This is a genomic window from Amycolatopsis eburnea, assembly GCF_003937945.1.
Taxonomy (GTDB): Bacteria; Actinomycetota; Actinomycetes; order Mycobacteriales; family Pseudonocardiaceae; genus Amycolatopsis; species Amycolatopsis eburnea.
Genome location: NZ_RSEC01000058.1, coordinates 457,698 through 476,803, shown reverse-complemented (window position 1 = coordinate 476,803; position 19,106 = coordinate 457,698). Strand labels below are relative to the sequence as shown.

Sequence of the window (19,106 nt, the reverse complement as noted above, 5' to 3'; positions counted from 1 at the left end):
GGACTGACCGTGCTCCCCTCAAGCAACACACCCGAATCCGTCATGCACACCTTCACGTGGGCGGAGTTCGACCTCCTGGCGCGTTCCGAAGGCGGCCCGGACCTGGTACGGCGACTGCGCACGGCGGATCGCAGCCGGCGGCTGCTCCTCCTGCGCGACATCATCGACAGGGTCGCGGCGGTGCCGGCCCTCCGTGGCCCGCTGCCTTCCCCCGAACGGGCGTGGGACCTGCTCGTGCTCGCCCAGGAAACCGACCCGGCCGCGCTCGACGAGGTGCTCGCGCACCCGTACACCGGCAGCTGGGCGGGGCACACCACCCGCCTGCTCCGCCGGTTGACCAGCGATCCCCGGCCGTTGTGGGTCCACATCGGACACGTCCACGCCCTGGCCGCGGCCGCCGCGGTGCGCGCCAGGATCGGCACCTTCCAGGTGCGGGTGCCGGTGTGGCGCGGTGACGTCGCGCTGCCCACCCTCGGCCTCGCGCGGCTGGGCGGTGACCCGGAGGCCGAAACGGCGGAGCTGAAGTCCGCGGGCGGCCGGATCGAGATCGTGACCGGCGACCGGGTCGTCGTGGTCCCCGCCGACCCGTCCGCCGACGCACCCGGCTGGCGCGGGATCCGCACCGCGGAACTGGGCAGCGGGGGGCGGCGGTTCTCGGTGCGGCTCGACGACGTCGACCCGTACCGCGGGCTCTTCGGCCCCTCGGCGCCCGACCGGCTGGACCCGGCGGACCTGACCGCCTGGCGCGGCCTCCTCGCCCAGGCCTGGGACTTGATCGTCCGGCTGCTCCCGGAGTTCGCGGACGCCCTGCCCGCCGGTCTCGACACGATCGTGCCGAGACCGCGGTTCCCGTTCCGGCTGCCGAGCGCGTCGAGCGGGGAAGCGTTCGGCAGCGCGCTCATCTGCCGGCCGGAAGACCCCGTGACGCTGGCCGCGGCGCTGGTGCACGAGTTCCAGCACATCCGGCTCGGGGGCTTGCTGCAGTTCGTGCGGCTCCACACCGAAGACCGGACCGAGCGGCTCTACGCCCCGTGGCGTGACGATCCCCGCCCGCTCGGCGGCGTCGTCCACGGCATCTACGCCTTCTTCGCCGTCACGGAGTTCTACCGGGCGTTGTGCGCTCAGCAGCCGGACGACGAGCTGGCGGCGTTCGAGTACGCCCACTGGCGGCACCAGGTCGCGCGGACCCTCGAAACGGTCCGCGCGGACGAGGCACTGACCGAGCCGGGACGGCGGTTCCTCGCGCTCGTCTCCGAACGCGCCGGAACGTGGCAGGACGACGAGGTCCTCGCGACCGCCGCGCGCTGGGCCGATCTGGTGGCCGCCGACCACCGCGCGGGCTGGCGGCTCCGCCACCTCCGGCCGGAGCCGGCAGCGATCGAGCTGCTCGTCGACAGCTGGCTGCGCGGAACGCCCGCTCCCGGTGCCGACAGCGTCGGCACGACACTGGTCACCGAACCGGACGGTGACTGGACCAACGCGCGCGCCGACCTGCTGCGGGTCCGCCTCGGCGAGGACGGTGCCCGTCGCGCCGATGTCCTCTGGCGGGAAGTGCCCGGCGCGTCCGAGGCGGATTTCGCCCTCGTGGACGGCCGTGACCAGGACGCACTGGAGGCGTACCGGACCGCCGTGCGCGGCGACCCGGACGCGCCGCCGGCGTTGATCGGACTGGGCCTCGCGCTGCGGACGACCGGGGATCCCGCGGCGGCCGTCCTGCTCGACCGGCCCGAGGTCGTCCGCGCGGTCCTCCGCGGCATCCGGCGGCGACCGGCGCCGGAACCCGCTCCCGAAGAAGTAGTGCGCTGGCTCGCCGCGGCCCGCTGACCGGTCAGAGGGGTGTCGGGTCGATGTCGCACACGGCACGCACCCCGTGCTCGGCGGCCACCGTCACCGGGTGGTCCGCGCGGAGCACCCGGCGGTAGCGGGCCACGACGTCCTGGTGCTGCAGCGCGGCTTCCCGGCTCCGTCCGGCCGCGCGCAGGTCGAGCGCCCGGTTGAGCTGGGCCGCCAGGGTGACCGGGTGGTCTTCGCCCAGGACGCGGCGGGCCCGCGCCAGGCATTCGGTGCCGGTGGCCAGCAGCCGCTCGGCCGACAGCTTCGGCGAGCCGGCGGCGGCGTGGTCGTTCGCGAGGTCGATGGCCGCGGCGATCGTGTGCGGGTGGTCGGCGCCGAGGGCTTTCCGCAGTTCGCCGTAGGCGGCTCGGTCCCGGTCCCGCGCCGCCGACACGGCGCCCAGCAACCGGAGTGTCACGCCGAGATCGATCTGCGCGACGAGGGTGTGCGGGTGCCGGTCGCCGAGGCTGGCCCGGTAGAGGTCGACCGCCTGCTGCCCGAGGTTCCTCGCCGCTTCGAGGTCTCCGACGCAGCGGAGATCGATCGAATGCGCCAGCACGCAGGGCAGGGTGTTCGGGTTGCCGAGACCGTAGCGGGACCGGAAGCGTTCCAACGTGCTCCGCGACAGGGCCAGCGCGGCCTCGTACTGCCCGTCTTTCCGCAGCGCCACGGCGAGGTGGTGCTCCCGCCGGACCACGCCGGCGTTCTCGTCCCGCACCAGGCGGCGGACCCGCTCGACGATCTTCTGCTGCTCGAGCCGCGCGAGGGTGTAGTCGCCGATCTCCCGGCGGCAGATCGCCAGGATGTTCAGGGTGCTGATGGTGGCGGCGTTGTCCGGCCCCAGGATTTCCGCGCGACGGGCGTAGGTGTCTTCGCCGATTCGCCGGGCTTCGTCGTACTCGCCGGTGAGGAGCAGGCACACGACCAGGTCGTGGGCGGCGGTCAAGGTCTTCGGCTCGTTCCCGCCCAGAACGGCGGCGGCCTCGTGGTAGGTCGCCAGGTTGAGCTCGCGCGCGGCGGCGAAGTCGCCACGGGCCTTCAGCACCGCGGCCACGGCCACCTGGGCGTTCAGGGTCTGTTCCGACCGCCGCCCGGTGGTTTCCTTCTGCTGGTAGAGACGGAGGGTGCGGTTGTTGATCACCTCCGCTTCTTCGTACCGGCCCAGTGCCCAGAGGAAGAAGCCGAGCCGTTCCGACGCCTCCAGCGTCAACGCGTCCGCTTCGCCGAACCGGTCCGTCCACGCGTCCACCACCCGCCGGGCGAGCATCGTCGCGCCGGTGTGGTCACCCCAGAGGTAGAGGAACTTGAAAAGGTTGATGACGAGCGTGCGCACCTCGTCGTCGCCGCAGTCGATCAGCTCCGCGGCGTCGATGTGCGGCAGGGCCAGGTGGTACTGCGGCCAGAGGCGGGCTTCGGCCGGATCACCCGGGTCCCGGTTCGCGAGCAGCAGGTGCGCGCCGTGCCGGATGTCGCGGCGGTGCTGCTCGGTCATCCGGTTGCGCAGCACCAGCTGGACCAGCCAGTGCAGCCGGATCGTGTCGGACCGGTGATCGACCTTCGCCAGCCCCCACCGGTGGATGTCGCGCAGGGCCTGGTCGAGCAGGGTGGGGTCGCGCATCGCCGAGTCGAGCTCCGGGGCGATCGACAACCGCCGGACTCCGGTGAAGAGACTGCGGGAAATCGGCTCCGGGGCGAAGAACGCGCAAACCTGCAACAGCTGGTGCGCCGCGCGGTTGCGGGTGCCGAGCTCGTCGAACGACACGTTCCACGCGGCGGCGACGGGCACCTCGTACTCGGTCGGTGTCGCGGATTCGAGGATTTCCGCGGTCTTTTCGTCGAACCGGCGCAGGTATTCGTCCACCGGCAGGGCGATTTCCGTGCGCAGCGCGGCCGCCTGGGCGAGTGCGAGCGGCAGATCGGCGAGCCGCCCGGCCATCCGGTCGGCCTGGTCCGCGTCGAGCCGCGGGTCGTGGAGGCTCAGCAGCTCCACGCTTTCCTCGCGGGTGAAGGAGCCCACCTCGACGGGGCTGGGGAAGACGTCCGGCCACCCCGGGTTTCTCGTCGTCACCAGGATTTCGCCCGGTCCCTCGGCCGGGAGGAACGGCAAGGCCGTTCCCGGGTCGTCCGCCGAATCGAACACGAGCAGCCACCGGCGGTAGGGCTCACCTTCGCCCAGTGCTTCGAGGACCTCCGGAACCGCGGTGACCGTCTCCGCGGCACCGGGCAAACCGAGTTGGCGCGCCAATTCCGTGAGGGACGCGCGGATCTGCGTCTCCTGCGCCGCACTCACCCACCACACCAGGTCGTAGCGGTCGAGGTGGCGGTACACGTACTCGGTCGCGATCTGGGTCTTGCCGAGGCCGCCCATGCCGTGGAGCACCGCGCGGCCGCCGTGGTGGAGGTCGGTGGCCAGTGCGGTCAAGAGCCGGTGGCGGCCGGTGAAGTCCGGGTTGCGGGCCGGGACCGCTCCCCAGACCGTCGGCGCGTCGGTCGTCAGCTGGCGGACCCGCTGGCGGGAGTCCGCCGCCTCTTCGTGGACGTCGGCGACCAGGCTCTCGGTCGTCGAACCGCCCGGCTCCGCCGCCGGGACCGGCGCGCCCAGTGCGGATTCCCAGTGCCGCAAGCGTTCCGCGCGTCCCGCGTACGGTCCCGACAGGGCCCGCATCACGGCGCGTTCGAGCGCGACCCCTTCCGCCAGGCTGGTGTCGGCGGCCGGCAGCGGCGCGCGTTCGGGGTCGTCCAGTGCCTCGGCGACCCGCAGCAGCACCGGGTGCCGGTCGCCGAAGCGGCCGCCGGTGGCGCGGACGACCTGGACCGTGTCGGACCGGCGGCCGGCGGCCAGCAGCGCTTCCCGCACCGCGAGCGGGAATTCGTAGACGATCTCGTCCGCTTCGACGTTCGGCGGCACGTCGAGGAGGCCGCTGCTCAGCACCTCCGCGAGGTCGGCAGTGTCCGCTTCGGGGACCATTTCGGCCTGGACGAACCGGGCGATCGGCAGGCTGACCGGGACCGCGGCCAGCAACGTCGCCAGCCGGAACGCGGGCGGCGACGCGACGCCGTGGAAGTGCTTGACCTGGTCCTGTGCCGACAGTGCCGGCCCGTCCCACGGCTCGGCGGGCTGCGGCTGCGTCCGGGCGAGCAGCACGACCGCCTGCACCGGGTCCGGCTGCGCGCGGCTGATCGTCCGCGCCCACCAGCCGAGCCACCGCGGATCCAGTTCGACGACCGGGATCGGGACCGCGCCCGCACCCGCCGTCTCCGGGTCTTCGCCGGTCAGCCAGGCGTCCGGCAGTTCGAGGCCGTAGCGCCGGTTCGGCCGGAACGGGCCCGGCGTCGTCAGCCTGGCGTGGTGCAGCTGCGGCCCGGCCCGGCCCCAGAGCCGCTGCGGAAGCAGCTGGACGATCGCGACCGGCATGGCCCGACCCCACTGGGCCAGCAGCGGTGAGACCGAGTCCTGGTGCCAGGCCTCGCCCATCCCGTCCGTCAGCACGATCAAGAGGCGGCGCCCCGACGGGTCGAGCAGCTCGGCGGGTTGCCGTTCGGGCGCACCGGGCGTGCCGCCCCGCAACACCGGACCGGGCATCCCGTCGCCGCCGCGCTTGTCGGTTTCGAGCAAGCGCACCTGGATCGAGCCGAACGCGCCGAGCTGCCGGAGCAGGGTGAGGAAAGCGGCCACGGTCGGCTGCCACAGCGCCATCGAGGAGCTCGAATCGACGACGACGGTCAGGTCCAGCCCGCGGACCATCGCCGGTTTCGTCCTCGGCAGCCAGAGCTGGCCCTGCACCGCGTCTTCCGCCGTCACCTCCTCGTCGAGGACGACGTCTTCTTCGTGCTCCGAAGGGCGTGTCTGCTTCAGCGGACGGAGCGCGCGGACGATCGCGGCGGCCTCCGGCAGGTACCTGGACGGGCCGAGCACGGCCGCGCCGGAGGTCCCCAGGAGCTCCGCGCTCTTGGCCAGCGCGGTGACGATCCGGTCGGGTGCGCTGCCGAACGACGGCGTCACCGGTCCGGCCGGTTCTTCCGGCGGCTCCGGGAAACCGTGGGCTTGCTCGTCGTCGTGGTCCTCGGCTTCGGGCGATTCGAACTCCGGGTGCACGCGCGGTGCGGAGTCCCCGATCGCCATCGCGAGCCACACCGCGTCGCCGACCTCGCTCCAGCTCAGCCCGGAGACGGTGGGAACGTCGTGCGGCTCTTGGACCACCTCAGGGAACCAGCGAGTTCAGCTGCCGCCACAGCGCGTCCACCAGTCTCGTCCACGAGGTGTCGTTTTCGCGGTAGGCACCGGAAGTGGCGAGGTACACGGCTTCGAGCAGCTTGTCGACCGGCAACCCGCCGAACGCTTCGCTCCGGCTGACGAACTCCCCGATGATGCGCGAACGGTGGTCGTCGGACGGGTCGAGCATGTGCGCGGCGACCATCGCGGCCAGCTGGTCGACGTCCGGGTCCTTGGTTTCGTAGCGCAGGCAGCGGCGCAGGAACGCGGGCGGGAAATCCCGTTCGCCGTTGCTGGTGATCACGACGATCGGGAACGCGTGGCACCGGACCCGGCCGGCGACGATCTCCGCCGTCGCGTCGGGATCCGCGGTGAAGACCTCGACGACCGGCGTCCGCCGGGCCATCCGGACCAGCTCGGGGATCTCGAACTCGCCGTCCTCGAACAGGCTGAGCAAGTCGTTGGGCAGGTCGGCTTCGGACTTGTCCAGCTCGTCGATGAGCAGCACCCGGGGGCGGCGCCGGGGCAGGAACGCGGTGCCCAGCTCGCCGAGGCGCACGAACTCGCCGATCGGGGGCTCCGCCACTTCCGCGGTCCCGGTGCCGGCGGCCGCCGATCGCGAGCCCGCGGCCTGTGCCCGGCCGATGGCGTCGTAACCGTACGTTCCCGTCTTCAGCGTGGTGTGCGAAGTGATCGGCCACTGGAGGACCCGGCCCAGGCCGAGTTCCCGGGCGATCCGGAACGCGAGACTGGATTTCCCGCTGCCCGGCCGGCCGGTGACGAGCAGGGGACGGCGCAGGTAGATCGCCGCGTTGACCATGTCGACTTCGTGCACGTCGGCTCGCGGCACCGATTCGGTGCTGGCCGCGCCGAGCCGCCGTTTCATCTCCGCGTCTTCGGGCGGTACCAGAACGTCGTCGAGCAACGGCCCGCCGTCGAATTCCCGCCACGGCGGCGGTGGCGGGAGCGGCTTCTCCGGCCCGCCCGCGGGAACCCCGGTACCGGAGTAGACCCACCAGCCCGGCCGCGGCTCAGGAAGCTCGTCCACGCTCATCGGCGCTCCCGGGTGGCGGGCCCGGCCGGAACGGCGGGCTGTCGAGGAACACCACGCGTGCCGGGTCGTCCCAGAGGACGACCAGATTCCGGACGACGCTCAGGTCCACAGGAATGGTCATTTTCCGGAATGCGGCGCACCGCGATTTCTGCACCCGGGCGGGAAGGTCTCCGAGAGCACCGCCGTCGACCAGCCACGTGACCACCTCTCGCAAGAGATCCAGCGACGCCTCGGGATGCCATAGTAGTGCGGGGAGCCCCGACCGCAATCCCGCCGCGAGTTCGTCTTCCCCCGGCCTCGGCCGTGATGCCGGTGCGGCCGCGAGAACCATGACCACCCATTGGTCTTCGCTGAGTATCGCGTCGAGCCGATGCCGTTCACCGGTGTCTTCGGCAGTGCAGAAATACACCCGTTCGGCCGAGGGATCGGTCATCATCGCTTCCCACCGCAACCGCCAGGCCCGGTGCCAATGCCGGGACCGCATCCGTTCCAGCGACCGCACGACAATCGGATAATCGAGGAACAACGGCCGCGGATCACCGGTTTCGTGTTCTTTGCACCAGAGGTGCACCGGCAGGTTCAGCAACGACCTCGGCAGCACGAACTCCAGGCGGACTTCGCCGCGGTACTCCGCCCACGCGTTTTCCGCTTCGACGACGAGCATGTCCACGTGGCGCTCGAGCTGGTCACCGGTGACCGTGTCGAGACCGCCGCGCGCCGGCGGCCATTCTTCCGGATCGTCCTGCCGCCAATAGGAAACGAGGTGCCTGCCCGGGTCGATGCCGTCGGGCTGGACGACGATCATGAGGTGCAGCCGCGCCGGTTCCGGCGATTCCGGCTCCCGCTCCGCGCGCAACGCCGCCAAACCCGCTTCGGCTTGCAGCCGTCGTGCTTGCTCGGTGTTCCAATGGCGCAGTTCGCCGGCGAGCGCCGGCGCGCATTTCGCGGCCACGAACTCGACGAACGCGAGTGCGGGCGGCAGGCCGTCCGGTGTGGTGTTGAAGTCCGAAAGGGCGCAGAAAGCGTCCCACGCGTCACGAATGTCGGCCGGTGGATCCGCCGGCCCGGCCGCTTTCCGGAGCAACGCGGACAGCCGCGGCGGAACCACGCCGGTCAATCGCGCGCGGAGCCACCACAGTTCCGGCTCGGGCAGCAGGTCGTGCATCCGCGGCTGGTGCACGAGCCGCCGCACCTGATCCGACTCCCGCGATTCCGGCCGCATCAGCCGGACGGCGTCGGCGAGCGCGACCATTCCGCCTTCGGTTTTCGCGCAGGCGTTGACGACTTCGATCAGGTGGTCGCGGCCGGTCACCTGATCCGGGACGGTCAACGGGAAGCCGAGGTTGTCGTGGATCAGCTCCAGCAGCAACGCGCGACCGGCGGGGTCGACGGCGAGGCCCGCTCCGGCGAGGACGTTGACGATCGCTTCCCGGACCGAGACCGTGGTGCCCGGCCGGTAGCGGAACCCGCGTCCGGGCCCGTAAACCCGTTCACCGGCCGACACGTGACGAACCACCTCCCCGGCGTGCGCGTGGCTCGGGAACGTGAGTTCACCGACCGGATCCGGGGGAAAAAGGGGCAAAAGCTGGACAAGCCCTACAGCGCTTGCTGTTCCGGCCAGTCGCCGATGATCGCGGCCAGCGCGGTGACCTGCGGGGATTCCGGCTCGATGGTCCGGACCGCGTCGAGCAGGTCGACCAGGCCGCCGTCGAAGCGCTGGCACGTGCGGGCCAGCGCGATCACGTGCAGCCGGTCCTCGGCGTGGTACGGCACGACGTCGGCGATCTCCCGGCGGGGGAACACTTCCAGCAGCAGCCGGCGGCTGTCGGGCTTGCGGACGCAGGGCACCGCGAGCAACGCGTCGATCAACGCGGGGAATCTTCCGCGGGCCGGCACCTTCGGCGCGGCGGTCACCACGCCGTTGACCCGGCCGAACACGCGCAGCCACGCCCAAGCGGGGTTCTCCCCCGGCTTGACCTTCACCGGGATCCGCCGGAACGCCCCCGGATCGGCGGCGGCGTCCTGGACGACGACGTCCTCGTACAACAAGGTCGACGTGATCAGCACGAGATCGGCCTCGGCCTCCTGCTGCGCCGCCTTCGCCGCCGGCGCGTCGAGGATGCGGAAGGTGAAGCTCGCCGCCTTGCTCACGCGGCCGTGGCTGCCCTCCGCCACTTCGCCCGCGTGGAGGGCCAGGCGGAGGCGGATCCGGGCTTCCTCCGCGTGGACGTGGTTGTAGCGGCGGAGCTCGTCGCGCATGCGGGCCGGGAACTGGGCGACCAGGTCCGCCTTCGCGATGTCCGGGGGCAGCAGGATCATCGCGCCGTCGCCGGTGTTCTCCACGTAGCAGGAGTCCCAGGGGATGCCCGTTTCGGCGAACGTCGTGCGCAGGACGCGCCAGAGGCCTTCGTGGACTTCGCGCAGGTGGGCCAGGGTGCGGTTCGGGTTGTTGTACCCCGCGACGTCCACGGCCATGATCGTCCGGTGCAGCGCTGCCCCATAGGAATGCACGACCCACCTCCCCGCGTCCCGCACTCAGTGTCCCAGACGTGTGCACGCTCGGCCACGTTCGCGCAGGGCGTTACCCGAAACGCGACGCGCCCGGGGTGCCGCCGTTCATAATTCGGCGTGCCCACGAGACGCCTGCACCTGGTGAGCGCGGATGAGGACCACCGCGTCTCCACCATCGAGCTCTTCTTCGACCTGGTCTTCGTCTACGCCATCACCCAGACCACCCAGCTGATGGCCGACCACCTGAGCCCGGCGGGGGTCGGGCAGGGGCTGGCCATGCTCGCCGTCCTGTGGTGGTGCTGGTGTTCCTACGCCTGGCTCGGGAACACCATCCACGTCGACCACGGGATCGCGCGGCTCGCGATGTTCGGGGCGATGGCCGTGATGTTCCTCGTTTCGCTGACCATCCCCGAGGCGTTTGTCGACTTCCCCGGCGGGCTGTACGCGCCCGCGCTGTTCGTCGTCTGCTACGCGCTCGTGCGGCTGCTGCACCTCGTCGCCTACCTCGGCGCCGCGAAGCACGACCCCGGGTTGCGGAAGGTCCTGCTCAAGATGTTCGTCGGCCTGCTGCCGTCGGTCGGGCTGCTCGCCGTCGCGGCCTTCCTGAGCGGGCCGTGGCAGCTCGGGCTGTGGGTCGCCGCGCTGCTGGCCGACTACCTGAACGTCTACCTCGCCGGGCCCGAGGGGTGGCGGCTGAACGCGCCCGCGCACTTCGCCGAGCGGTTCGGGCTGATCGTGATCATCGCGCTCGGCGAGTCGATCGTCGCGATCGGCATCGGGATCGGGTCGCTGCCGATGTCGTGGCTGGTGGCCGGCGGGGCCGTGTGCGGGCTGGCGCTCGCCGCGGGGATGTGGTGGACCTACTTCGACGTCGTCGCGCGCGTGTCCGAGCACCGGCTCACCCAGGCCACCGGCACCGAGCGCACGAAGCTCGCCACCGACTCCTACACGTTCCTGCACCTGCCGTTGATCGCCGGGATCGTGCTCGTCGCGCTCGGCCTGAAGAAGGCGTTCCTCTACCTCGCCGACACCGAGCACCACTCGCCGGGCGAAGCGCTGCACGGCGTGCCGATCTGGACGCTGACCGGCGGGCTCGGGCTCTACCTGGTCGCGCTGAGCGCGCTGCGCCGGCGCAACCTCGGCAGCTGGAACCACCAGCGGCTGGTCGTGGGCGTGCTGCTGGTCGCGGCGACGCCGTTGCTGGAGCACGTCCCCGCCGCCGTGCTGCTGGTGATCGTCGCCGCGGTCGTGCTCGGGCTCATCGCGTTCGAGCGCCTGCGGTTCGCCGAGTGGCGCAAGCAGGTGCACGCGGCGCACTCACAGTAGCTCCGGGCCGACGACGGACAGCAGCCGCAGCTTCTCGGCGTCTTCGGTGCCGGGCGTGGCGGTGAAGACGAGCAGCAGCTGCGCGAGGTCGTCGGTGAGGAGCAGCTGGCAGTCGAGCGCGATCTCGCCGAGGGCCGGGTGCACCAGCGTCTTGCGGCGCTCGAACGGCACCGCGACTTCGTGCGCTTCCCAGAGCCGCGCGAAGTCGCCGCTCTTCGCCGCGAGCAGCCGCGCGAGGTCGGCGGCCCGGGGGTCGCTCGCACTGGCCGCCCGCAGGCTCGCGACCAGGAACCGGCCGTGGCGCGCGCGGTCCGGCGGCGGGTAGAGCAGCTGCTCCGCGGGGTCGGTGAACCATCGATAACCCGCGCTGCGCGCGGGTCCGGTGTGGCCGGTTTCGTCGCCGAGCAGCGCCCGGGCCGGCGCGTTCTGCACGAGTGTTTCGCCGAGGTGCGACATGACCTGCGCGGGAGTGTCGTGCAGCCGGTCCAGCACGCGCATCAGTGCGGGGCTGACGTGGTCGGCGCGCGACACGCGGCTCGGCGCGGTGTGCCCGGCCAGCCGGAACAGGTGGTCGCGCTCGTCGAGCGTCAGGCGCAGGCCTCGGGCGATCGCGGCGAGCATCTGTTCCGACGGCCGCGGCCCGCGCTGCTGCTCCAGCCGCGTGTAGTAGTCGGTGGACATCCCCGAGAGCGTCGCGACCTCCTCGCGGCGCAGCCCGGCGGTGCGGCGGCGCTGCCCGGGCGGCAGCCCGACGTCGTCCGGGCGGAGTGCCTCCCGGCGGCGGCGCAGGAAGTCGGCGAGCTCGGCGCGGTTCACCCGGCCGATTATCGACGTTCCGGGCACGCGCACCCAGGGATCGCCGATCCCCCGCACGGCGGTCCCGGCGCCACCGCCGCGCGCGAACTCGCTGCCCGGGGAAACCGCCACGTCGGGCGGCGCGGGCGGTCTCGTACAACGTAAGGTGCACGCCCGCGCGCGGGCGTGCACCGCGGGAGATCTCGGGGTGACTTACGTCGTAAGGTAAACCCCGCACTGGCGCCGCGCCGCCGCCCGGGTTAACCTACTGGCGAGTAGGTAACGGGATGGAGGGCCACATGGCTGCGCCAAGGAAACGGGACGCGATGGGCTGGGGCCTTTCCGCGCTGACCCGGCTGGCCGGGAGCAAGGTCGTCGACCGCACGGGGCTGCGCAAGCCCCTCGAGGACCTGGTCACCGCGGGAACCCGCAACGGCTTCCGCGTCGCCGGCGCGGCGACCCGGTCGTTCAAGTCGGTGCAGAAGCTGGGCAAGCCCGCCCGGCTCGCGCCGTCCGCCGACACGGGGCTGTTCGACCTCACGCCGAGCGAGGACCAGCAGCTCATCGTCGAGACGGTGACGGAGTTCGCCGCCGAGCAGCTGCGGCCGGCCGCCGCGGACGCCGACGCGAAGCTCGAGGCGCCGGAGGGCTTGCTGAGCCGGGCCGCCGAGCTGGGCATCAGCCTGGTCGGCATCCCCGAGGAGCTCGGCGGCGTCGGGACCGAACGCTCGGTGGTGACCAACGCGCTCGTCGCGGAGGCGCTGGCGCACGGCGACCTCGGCCTGGCCGTTGCCGTGCTCGCGCCGTCCGCGGTCAGCACCGCGCTGGTCAGCTGGGGCGACGAGCAGCAGCAGGCCGACTACCTGCCCGCGTTCGTCGGCGAGAACGTCCCCGCCGCGGCGCTGGCGCTGCAGGAGCAGAAAGCGCTCTACGACCCGTTCAAGCCCGCGACGAAGGCACGCCGCACGCCGAAGGGCTACCAGCTCGACGGCGTGAAGTCGCTGGTCCCGCGCGCGGCGCAGGCGGAGCTGTTCATCGTGTCGGCCGACCTCGAAGGCCGCGGCCCGGCGCTGTTCCTGGTCGAGTCGTCGAGCGCCGGGGTGACCATCGAGGCCGAGCCGGCGATGGGCCTGCGCGGCGCCGCGACCGGCAAGCTGCACCTCGAGAAGGTGTCCCTCCCGGCGGGCGCGCTGCTCGGCGGCGGCAAGCTCGACGTCTTCACCGACCTCGTCCGGCTTTCGCGGCTGGGCTGGGCGGCACTGGCGGCCGGCACCTCCAAGGCCGTCCTCGACTACGTCGTCCCCTACGTCAACGAGCGGGTCGCGTTCGGCGAGCCGATCAGCCACCGGCAGGCGGTGGCGTTCTCGGTCGCCGACATCGCGATCGAGCTGGAGGGCCTGCGCCTGGTGACGCTGCGCGCCGCGGCCCGCGCCGAACAGGGCAAGCCGTACGCGCGAGAGGTCGCGCTGGCCCGGAAGCTGGCGGTGGACAAGGGCATGCAGATCGGCAACGCGGGCGTGCAGCTGCTCGGCGGGCACGGCTTCGTCAAGGAGCACCCGGTCGAACGCTGGTACCGCGACCTGCGTGCCATCGGCGTCATGGAAGGCGCCGTCCTTCTCTAGGCTTTCGCGAAAGGCGTTAACGATGATCAACCTGGAAGCTCCCAAGAAGGCCGGCGCCCTGATCAACCAGGCGTACCAGGCCGCGGCCGAGGTGTTCCGGCCGATCTCGCGCAAGTACGACCGCGCGGAGCACACCTACCCGGCCGAGCTGGACATGTTCGCGGCGCTGCTGGACGGCCTCAACTCCTCCGGCGAAGGCGGCGCGGGCGCGGCGGGCGTCCGCCGGTCCGCCTCCGACAAGGAGGAGAAGGGCAACCGCAACGGCGCCAACCTGAACGTCGTCCTCGGCACGATCGAGATGTGCTGGGGCGACGTCGGCCTGCTGCTGTCGATGCCCCGCCAGGGCCTCGGCAACGCGGCGATCGGCTCGGTCGCGACGGACGAGCAGCTGGAGCGCTTCTCCGGCATGTGGGCGGCGATGGCGATCACCGAGCCGGCGTTCGGTTCGGACTCGGCGGCGGTCAGCACGACAGCTCGCCTCGACGGCGACCACTACGTCCTCAACGGCGAGAAGATCTTCGTGACGTCGGGCGAGCGCGCGGACGCCGTGGTCGTGTGGGCGACGCTGGACAAGTCCAAGGGCCGCGCGGCGATCAAGTCGTTCGTGGTGGAGAAGGGCACGCCGGGCTTCGAGGTGGTGCGCGTCGAGCACAAGCTCGGCATCCGCGCCTCGGACACGGCGGTGCTGCGCTTCGAGAACTGCCGCGTCCCGAAGGAAAACCTGCTGGGCACCCCGGAAATCGACACGGCCAAGGGCTTCGCGGGCGTCATGCAGACGTTCGACAACACCCGCCCCCTGGTCGCGGCGATGGCGATCGGCGTGGCACGGGCGGCCCTGGACGAGACGCGCGAGATCCTCACCGCCGCCGGGGTTGCGATCGACTACGACCGCCCGGTGAACACCCAGCACGCCGCCGCGGCGGAATTCCTCCGCCTGGAAGCGGATTACGAGTCCGCGTACCTCCTGACGCTGGAATCCGCGTGGATGGCGGACAACCGGAAGCCGAATTCGCTGCAGGCCTCGATGGCGAAGGCGAAAGCCGGGCGTTCGGTGGTGGAGATCGCGCTGAAGTGCGTCGAGCTGACCGGCGCGTACGGCGAAGAGTCTTTGCTCGAAAAGTGGGCCCGGGACGCCAAGATCCTCGACATCTTCGAGGGCACACAGCAGATCCAGCAGCTCATCGTGGCCCGGCGCATCCTCGGCAAGTCCAGCGCCGAACTGAAGTAGGTCGCGAGGCGGTCGGCCTCCGGTACCCTCGGGTGCCGGAGGCCGATCGTGACCGAACACATCGAGACCACGCTCCTCGCCGGCGCCGTCGTGCACCGGCCCGGGGATGACACCCCGATCAAGTCGCCGCGGGAATGGGATGCCGAAGGCTGGGACGCCGATCGGCAGGGCCCGAAGAACGTCGACGAAGCCCGGATCGCGCTCGCCGAACGGATCGCCGATCCCCACGCGCCGGACACCGAAGCGGAGTCCGGGGCCTACGACGACGTCGCGGAGGGCTGAGCCGTGTACGTTCCCTGGCTCGTCGACGCCGCTCGCAGCACCGGATACCCCGTGGTCGAGGTGCCCGGGTGGCAGACCCGCGGGCACGGCGGCATGCGCGTCGTCGAAGGCGTCGTCGGGCACCACACCGCGACCGCCGATTCCGCGCCCGGGGACTACCCCTCGCTCGACCTCGTCACCAACGGGCGTGCCGATCTCGCCGGGCCGTTGTGCAACCTCGGGCTCGGGCGCAGCGGGACGGTCTACGTCGTCGCCGCCGGGTGCGCTTACCACGCCGGTGCGTCGCAGTGGCTCGGGTTCCTCGACGTCAACGACGAATTCCTCGGCATCGAAGCGGAATCCGCCGGCGCCGGTGGCTGGACGGACGCGCAGCGGGACGCCTACCCGAAGCTCGTCGCCGCGCTGTTGCGGTACATGTCGCGCGGGGTCGAGCGGTACGCCGGGCACAAGGACGTCTGCCTGCCCACCGGCCGCAAGATCGATCCCGTCGGCATCGACACCGCGTGGCTGCGCGAACGCGCCGCCGACCCCGCCGGCTCCGGGCCGCTCGGCGCGGAGGTCGAAATCCTCGAACGCATCACCGTCACCCCGCCCGACGACGGCGAGCACACCGTCCGCGTCTTCCTGTCCGGCAGCGCGGGCGCGGCGATCGTCGTGCGGCCGCGGCTGGGCGGCGACGGTTCCGCGAAACCCTTGTGGGTGCCCGACATCTTCGCGTGGGGCTCCGACCGGACGGGCATCGGCCACAACCCGCGCGAGCTGCCGGGCTACGACCCGAAGCTGACGACGCACCGGCGCTACCGCGTGCCCGGCGCGGTGTGGGCGGACGTCCGGTACAGCGCGGCCGAGCCGTTCGAGATCGACCTAGTCGGCTGAGGCCTGGTCGTCGAGGAACTCGTCCAGGTGCCCGGCGCGGTGTGGGCGGACGTCCGGTACAGCGCGGCCGAGCCGTTCGAGATCGACCTAGTCGGCTGAGGCCTGGTCGTCGAGGAACTCGTCCAGGTAGCGCCACGTCGTGCCGCGCGCCTTGCGGCCGGTCAGGACGCCGAGGTGGCCGCCCGGCGCGGTCTTGAAGCGGACTTCCGGGGCGTTGTCCAGCAGTTCCACGACCCGCTCGACCGACGGGCGCGGCGCGATCGTGTCGTTCTCGCCCGCCACCACCAGCGTCGGGACGCGCACCGAGGACAGCGAGATGATGCGCCCGTTGAGGTCGACCTTGCCCTCGGCCAGGTCGTTCGTGCGGAACAGCCGGTGGTACAGCTGGCCGAACGTGCGCCCGGGGTAGGCGTACATGTTGCTCATGAAGTGGTCGACCGCCTCGATCTGCGCGAGGTAGTCGCGGTCGTCGAGGTTCTTCAGGATCGCGATCGGCTTCGTGATCTCCTTGCTGATGCCCGTCGCGCGGAACACGCGGCTGACCAAATAGGACGGTGCGCCGCCGAACGCGCGGTAGATCGGGGTCAGCAGGTGGCCGTTCGTCAGGTCGACCAGCGGGCGGAACGGCGCCACGATCGGGATCGCCGTGAAGTCCACCGGGGAACCGATCGCCGTGATCGACGCGATCGGGAGGTCCGGCTGGTCGGCGTTCACCAGCAGCGAGAAGATCCCGCCGAGCGACCACGACACCAAGTGGACGTCCTGACCGCCCGAATCCTGGCTCACGCGCCGGATCGCGCGCGGCAGCACCTCGTCGATCCAGTGCTCGATGCCCAGGCGCCGGTCCGAGAACGCCACCATGCCGTAGTCGACGAGGTAGGCGTTGCGGCCGCGCTCGACCAGGTGCTCGATGAGGCTGCAGCCGCGACGCAGGTCGAAGCAGATCGCCGGCGCGGCCAGCGGCGGCACCAGCAGGACCGGCGGCCCGGACACCGGGCGGCTGCTGTGCGTCATCCGGTACAGCGAGCGGTTGGGGCCCTGGTCGACCAGCACCCGCGGCATCGGGCGCAGGTCGGCGACACCGCCGTGCAGCACCTTGCCGACCACGTTCGACGCCGCCGCGGCCAGTCGTGCGGGCGGTGAAACCATTTCGAAAGCCTCCTGCGACGTCCCCCGGGCACTTCCGGCCAATCTTGCCCGGTCAGCCCGGTGGACTCAACACCGCCCACGTCCAAATCGGACAGTCGCTAGGCCGTCCGAGTTACTCCTGGGACGCTCCGGGAGCGCTTTCGGCGGCGCGCGCCTCGTACTCCGCGCGAGCCGGGGAATGGGCCGCTGAAGCCAAAAGCTGGTCCGCTTTGAGCGCGCGGGCGATCGCTTCACCGGCCCGCCGCGGCAGCAGCCGGGTGAGCTTGCCCATAGTTCCCACGGACCGGGGTACGAAGACCTCGAAACGAGGCTTGCGCAGCGTGGATACGATGGCGTCGGCCACATCTTCCGGGCGCGAGGACTTGAACAGCTTCGCCTCGCCGAGGCCGCTCGCGAGTTCCGTCCGCACGATGGCGGGCATCACGCACGAGACGTGCACGCCGGACCCGTGCAGCTCCAGGTGCACCGCCTCGGACAGCCCGACGACGGCGTGCTTCGTCGCGCAGTACGTCGCCGCGCCCGGGAAACCCGCCTTGCCCGCGAAGGAAGCGACGTTGACGATGTGCCCGGACCGCCGCGGGCGCATCCGCTTGATCGCTTCGCGCGTGCCGTGGATGACCGCGTGCAGGTTGATCTCCAGCTGCCGCCGCGTGGTCGCGTCGCTCTCCTCTTCAAGGCGGGCCAGCGGCATGATCCCGGCGTTGTTGATCAGCACGTCGATGCGCCCGTGGCGGCGTTCGACCTCGTCGAGGAACCCGGTGAAGCCGGCGATGTCGGTGACGTCCAGCGGGAGCGCCTCGGCGTCCAGCTCGCCTGCCGTCTTCTCGGCCCTGACCTGGTCGAGGTCGCCGATCACCACCTTCGCGCCCAGCCGGGACAGCGCCGACGCGGTCGCCGCGCCGATCCCCTGCCCGCCACCGGTGATGACGACGACCTTGCCCGCGAGCTCCTCGGCCATGGCGACTCCTTCGTCTGTTGGCACTGCGTCAACAGTGTCACCCCTGGCCCGCGATCGCGCTACCCCACGCGTTGCTCCAGGACCTGCCCGACCCAGTCGTCGACGTGGAACCGCACGGTCGGCTTGAAGCCCTGGCTCTCGTAGTAGCGCTGCAGGTCGCCGTCGCCGCCGGCCCAGCAGTCGACGCGCACGAGGTCGATGCCGCGCCGCCGCGCCTCGTCGAGCGCGTACTCGATGAGCCGCCCGCCGACGCGCCTGCCGGTGAACCGCCGGGACGTGATCAGCAGCCGGACGTACAGTTCACGCTCGTCAACCGGCGGCACGTGCGGGTCGTGCTCTTCCGAGACGATCAGCGCGCCGGCCGCTTCGCCGTCGACCATCGCGATGCGCAGCCCCGGATCCGCGGCCATGCCCTTGACGCGTTCGACGCGCTTCGGGACGCGGCTCCACGGCTCGGTTCCCCACTGCTTCGAGCTGCCTCGCGCGACCAGCCATTCGACGGCTTCGTCGAAGAAGCCCAGGAGGATGTCGGCGTCCCCGGAATCGCCCGATCGGATGACGGTGTTGTCCATGCCCCTGTTTACCGCACACGGGGTACGCACGGGCCGACTTCGGCGATCCACACCTCGTTAAGCCGGTGGCTCGGTGCGCGTCATCCGAGCTTCAAAGAGCGCTGATTGACTTTCGCCGTTCCCCACCTCTCCCGCGACGAGGACGAATTGACTCAGTCAGTGCCCCCGGGCGATCCGTTGGCCGCGTTCACCGTCGAACTCGAAGAAATCCGGGCAAAAGCCGCGGCCACGCAGGAAACGCTCCGGTCCGCCACCGCCAGCGTGCAGTCGCCGGACGGCGCGGTCTCGGTGACCGTCGGTCCCAGCGGCGTGCTGCAGGACCTCCGGTTCGGGCCCCGCGCGTACGAACGGCCCCCGCAAGCCCTGTCCGGCCTGGTGCTGCAGCTGATCGGCAAGGCGCAGCAGAAGGTTTCGGCCCAGGTCGCCGGCGCGTTCGAGGGCATGGTCGGCGAGAGCTCGGCCGCCCGCGAACTGCTCGACGAGTTCCTGCCCGCCCCCGAGCCGGACGCGGGACCCGGCCCGGACAAGAGCGACGTGTTCATGCCGGAGCAGGAGGCCGACGACCGCCCGGCGCGGCCCCCGCACCGCCCGCCACCGCCACCGCCGCCCCAGCAAGGCCCGCCGCGCCGCCGTCCCCGGCCCGCGCCGGACGAGGACGACGGCGAAAGCAACCCCTGGTAGTACGGA

Annotated in this window: 15 protein-coding genes; 7 read left to right on the top strand and 8 right to left on the bottom strand. The window is 71.6% G+C overall.

Annotation, left to right across the window (positions count from 1 at the left end; translation table 11 throughout):
• Positions 1-42 precede the first annotated feature (42 nt).
• Positions 43-1,824 carry an HEXXH motif domain-containing protein gene (locus tag EIY87_RS27620; protein ID WP_125312776.1) on the top strand — a complete coding sequence of 594 codons (1,782 nt, stop codon included), beginning with the start codon at positions 43-45 and terminating at the stop codon, positions 1,822-1,824.
• Between the two features lie 4 nt (positions 1,825-1,828).
• Here the strand turns inward: EIY87_RS27620 and fxsT are convergent, their stop codons facing one another.
• From fxsT to EIY87_RS27600, 4 genes are all read right to left on the bottom strand, one after another.
• Positions 1,829-6,034: an FxSxx-COOH system tetratricopeptide repeat protein gene (fxsT, locus tag EIY87_RS48965; RefSeq protein ID WP_263855626.1), complete on the bottom strand. Its 4,206-nt coding sequence runs from the start codon at positions 6,032-6,034 to the stop codon at positions 1,829-1,831.
• Between the two features lies 1 nt (position 6,035).
• Positions 6,036-7,100: an AAA family ATPase gene (locus tag EIY87_RS27610; RefSeq protein ID WP_125312775.1), complete on the bottom strand. Its 1,065-nt coding sequence runs from the start codon at positions 7,098-7,100 to the stop codon at positions 6,036-6,038.
• Positions 7,078-8,523 carry a VMAP-C domain-containing protein gene (locus EIY87_RS27605; RefSeq protein ID WP_125313557.1) on the bottom strand — a complete coding sequence of 482 codons (1,446 nt, stop codon included), beginning with the start codon at positions 8,521-8,523 and terminating at the stop codon, positions 7,078-7,080. The genes EIY87_RS27610 and EIY87_RS27605 overlap by 23 nt, the downstream gene beginning before the upstream one ends.
• Before the next feature lie 173 nt (positions 8,524-8,696).
• Positions 8,697-9,611: an effector-associated domain 2-containing protein gene (locus EIY87_RS27600; RefSeq protein ID WP_125312774.1), complete on the bottom strand. Its 915-nt coding sequence runs from the start codon at positions 9,609-9,611 to the stop codon at positions 8,697-8,699.
• A 117-nt stretch (positions 9,612-9,728) separates the two neighbouring features.
• Between EIY87_RS27600 and EIY87_RS27595 the strand changes: the two genes are divergently transcribed.
• Complete coding sequence (locus tag EIY87_RS27595; RefSeq protein ID WP_125312773.1) at positions 9,729-10,937, top strand: low temperature requirement protein A; 1,209 nt, start codon at positions 9,729-9,731, stop codon at positions 10,935-10,937.
• Here the strand turns inward: EIY87_RS27595 and EIY87_RS27590 are convergent.
• Positions 10,929-11,753 (bottom strand): helix-turn-helix transcriptional regulator, encoded by an 825-nt coding sequence (locus EIY87_RS27590; RefSeq protein WP_125313556.1) that lies wholly within the window; start codon positions 11,751-11,753, stop codon positions 10,929-10,931. The two genes, EIY87_RS27595 and EIY87_RS27590, sit on opposite strands and share 9 nt — an antisense overlap.
• 305 nt (positions 11,754-12,058) lie before the next feature.
• On the opposite strand from EIY87_RS27590, the gene EIY87_RS27585 reads away from it, so the two are divergent.
• From EIY87_RS27585 to EIY87_RS27570, 4 genes are read left to right on the top strand one after another with little or no spacing between them, the layout of a single operon-like run.
• Entirely contained in the window at positions 12,059-13,354 is a 1,296-nt protein-coding gene (locus EIY87_RS27585) for an acyl-CoA dehydrogenase family protein (protein WP_125313555.1), read from the top strand.
• Positions 13,355-13,376: 22 nt separating this feature from the next.
• Positions 13,377-14,582: an acyl-CoA dehydrogenase family protein gene (locus EIY87_RS27580; protein ID WP_125312772.1), complete on the top strand. Its 1,206-nt coding sequence runs from the start codon at positions 13,377-13,379 to the stop codon at positions 14,580-14,582.
• A 48-nt stretch (positions 14,583-14,630) separates the two neighbouring features.
• Entirely contained in the window at positions 14,631-14,864 is a 234-nt protein-coding gene (locus tag EIY87_RS27575; protein ID WP_125312771.1) for a hypothetical protein, read from the top strand.
• A gap of 3 nt (positions 14,865-14,867) precedes the next feature.
• Positions 14,868-15,740, top strand: a complete 873-nt coding sequence (locus EIY87_RS27570; RefSeq protein ID WP_191984290.1) for a peptidoglycan recognition protein family protein — start codon at positions 14,868-14,870, stop codon at positions 15,738-15,740.
• Between the two features lie 87 nt (positions 15,741-15,827).
• On the opposite strand, the gene EIY87_RS27565 is transcribed toward EIY87_RS27570, so the two are convergent.
• The 3 genes from EIY87_RS27565 to EIY87_RS27555 all read right to left on the bottom strand — a co-directional run bounded on the left by EIY87_RS27565 (position 15,828) and on the right by EIY87_RS27555 (position 18,419).
• The gene (locus EIY87_RS27565) at positions 15,828-16,889 is read right to left on the bottom strand and encodes an alpha/beta fold hydrolase (protein ID WP_125312770.1); all 1,062 of its coding nucleotides are present in this window, start codon (positions 16,887-16,889) and stop codon (positions 15,828-15,830) included.
• 112 nt (positions 16,890-17,001) lie between these two features.
• A complete protein-coding gene (locus tag EIY87_RS27560) occupies positions 17,002-17,847 on the bottom strand; it encodes an SDR family oxidoreductase (RefSeq protein WP_125312769.1) in 846 nt (281 codons plus the stop codon).
• A gap of 59 nt (positions 17,848-17,906) precedes the next feature.
• Complete coding sequence (locus EIY87_RS27555) at positions 17,907-18,419, bottom strand: GNAT family N-acetyltransferase (protein WP_125312768.1); 513 nt, start codon at positions 18,417-18,419, stop codon at positions 17,907-17,909.
• Between the two features lie 159 nt (positions 18,420-18,578).
• Between EIY87_RS27555 and EIY87_RS27550 the strand changes: the two genes are divergently transcribed.
• Positions 18,579-19,100, top strand: coding sequence for a YbaB/EbfC family nucleoid-associated protein (locus EIY87_RS27550; protein ID WP_125312767.1), 522 nt, complete (start codon positions 18,579-18,581; stop codon positions 19,098-19,100).
• The last annotated feature ends 6 nt before the right edge of the window (positions 19,101-19,106 follow it).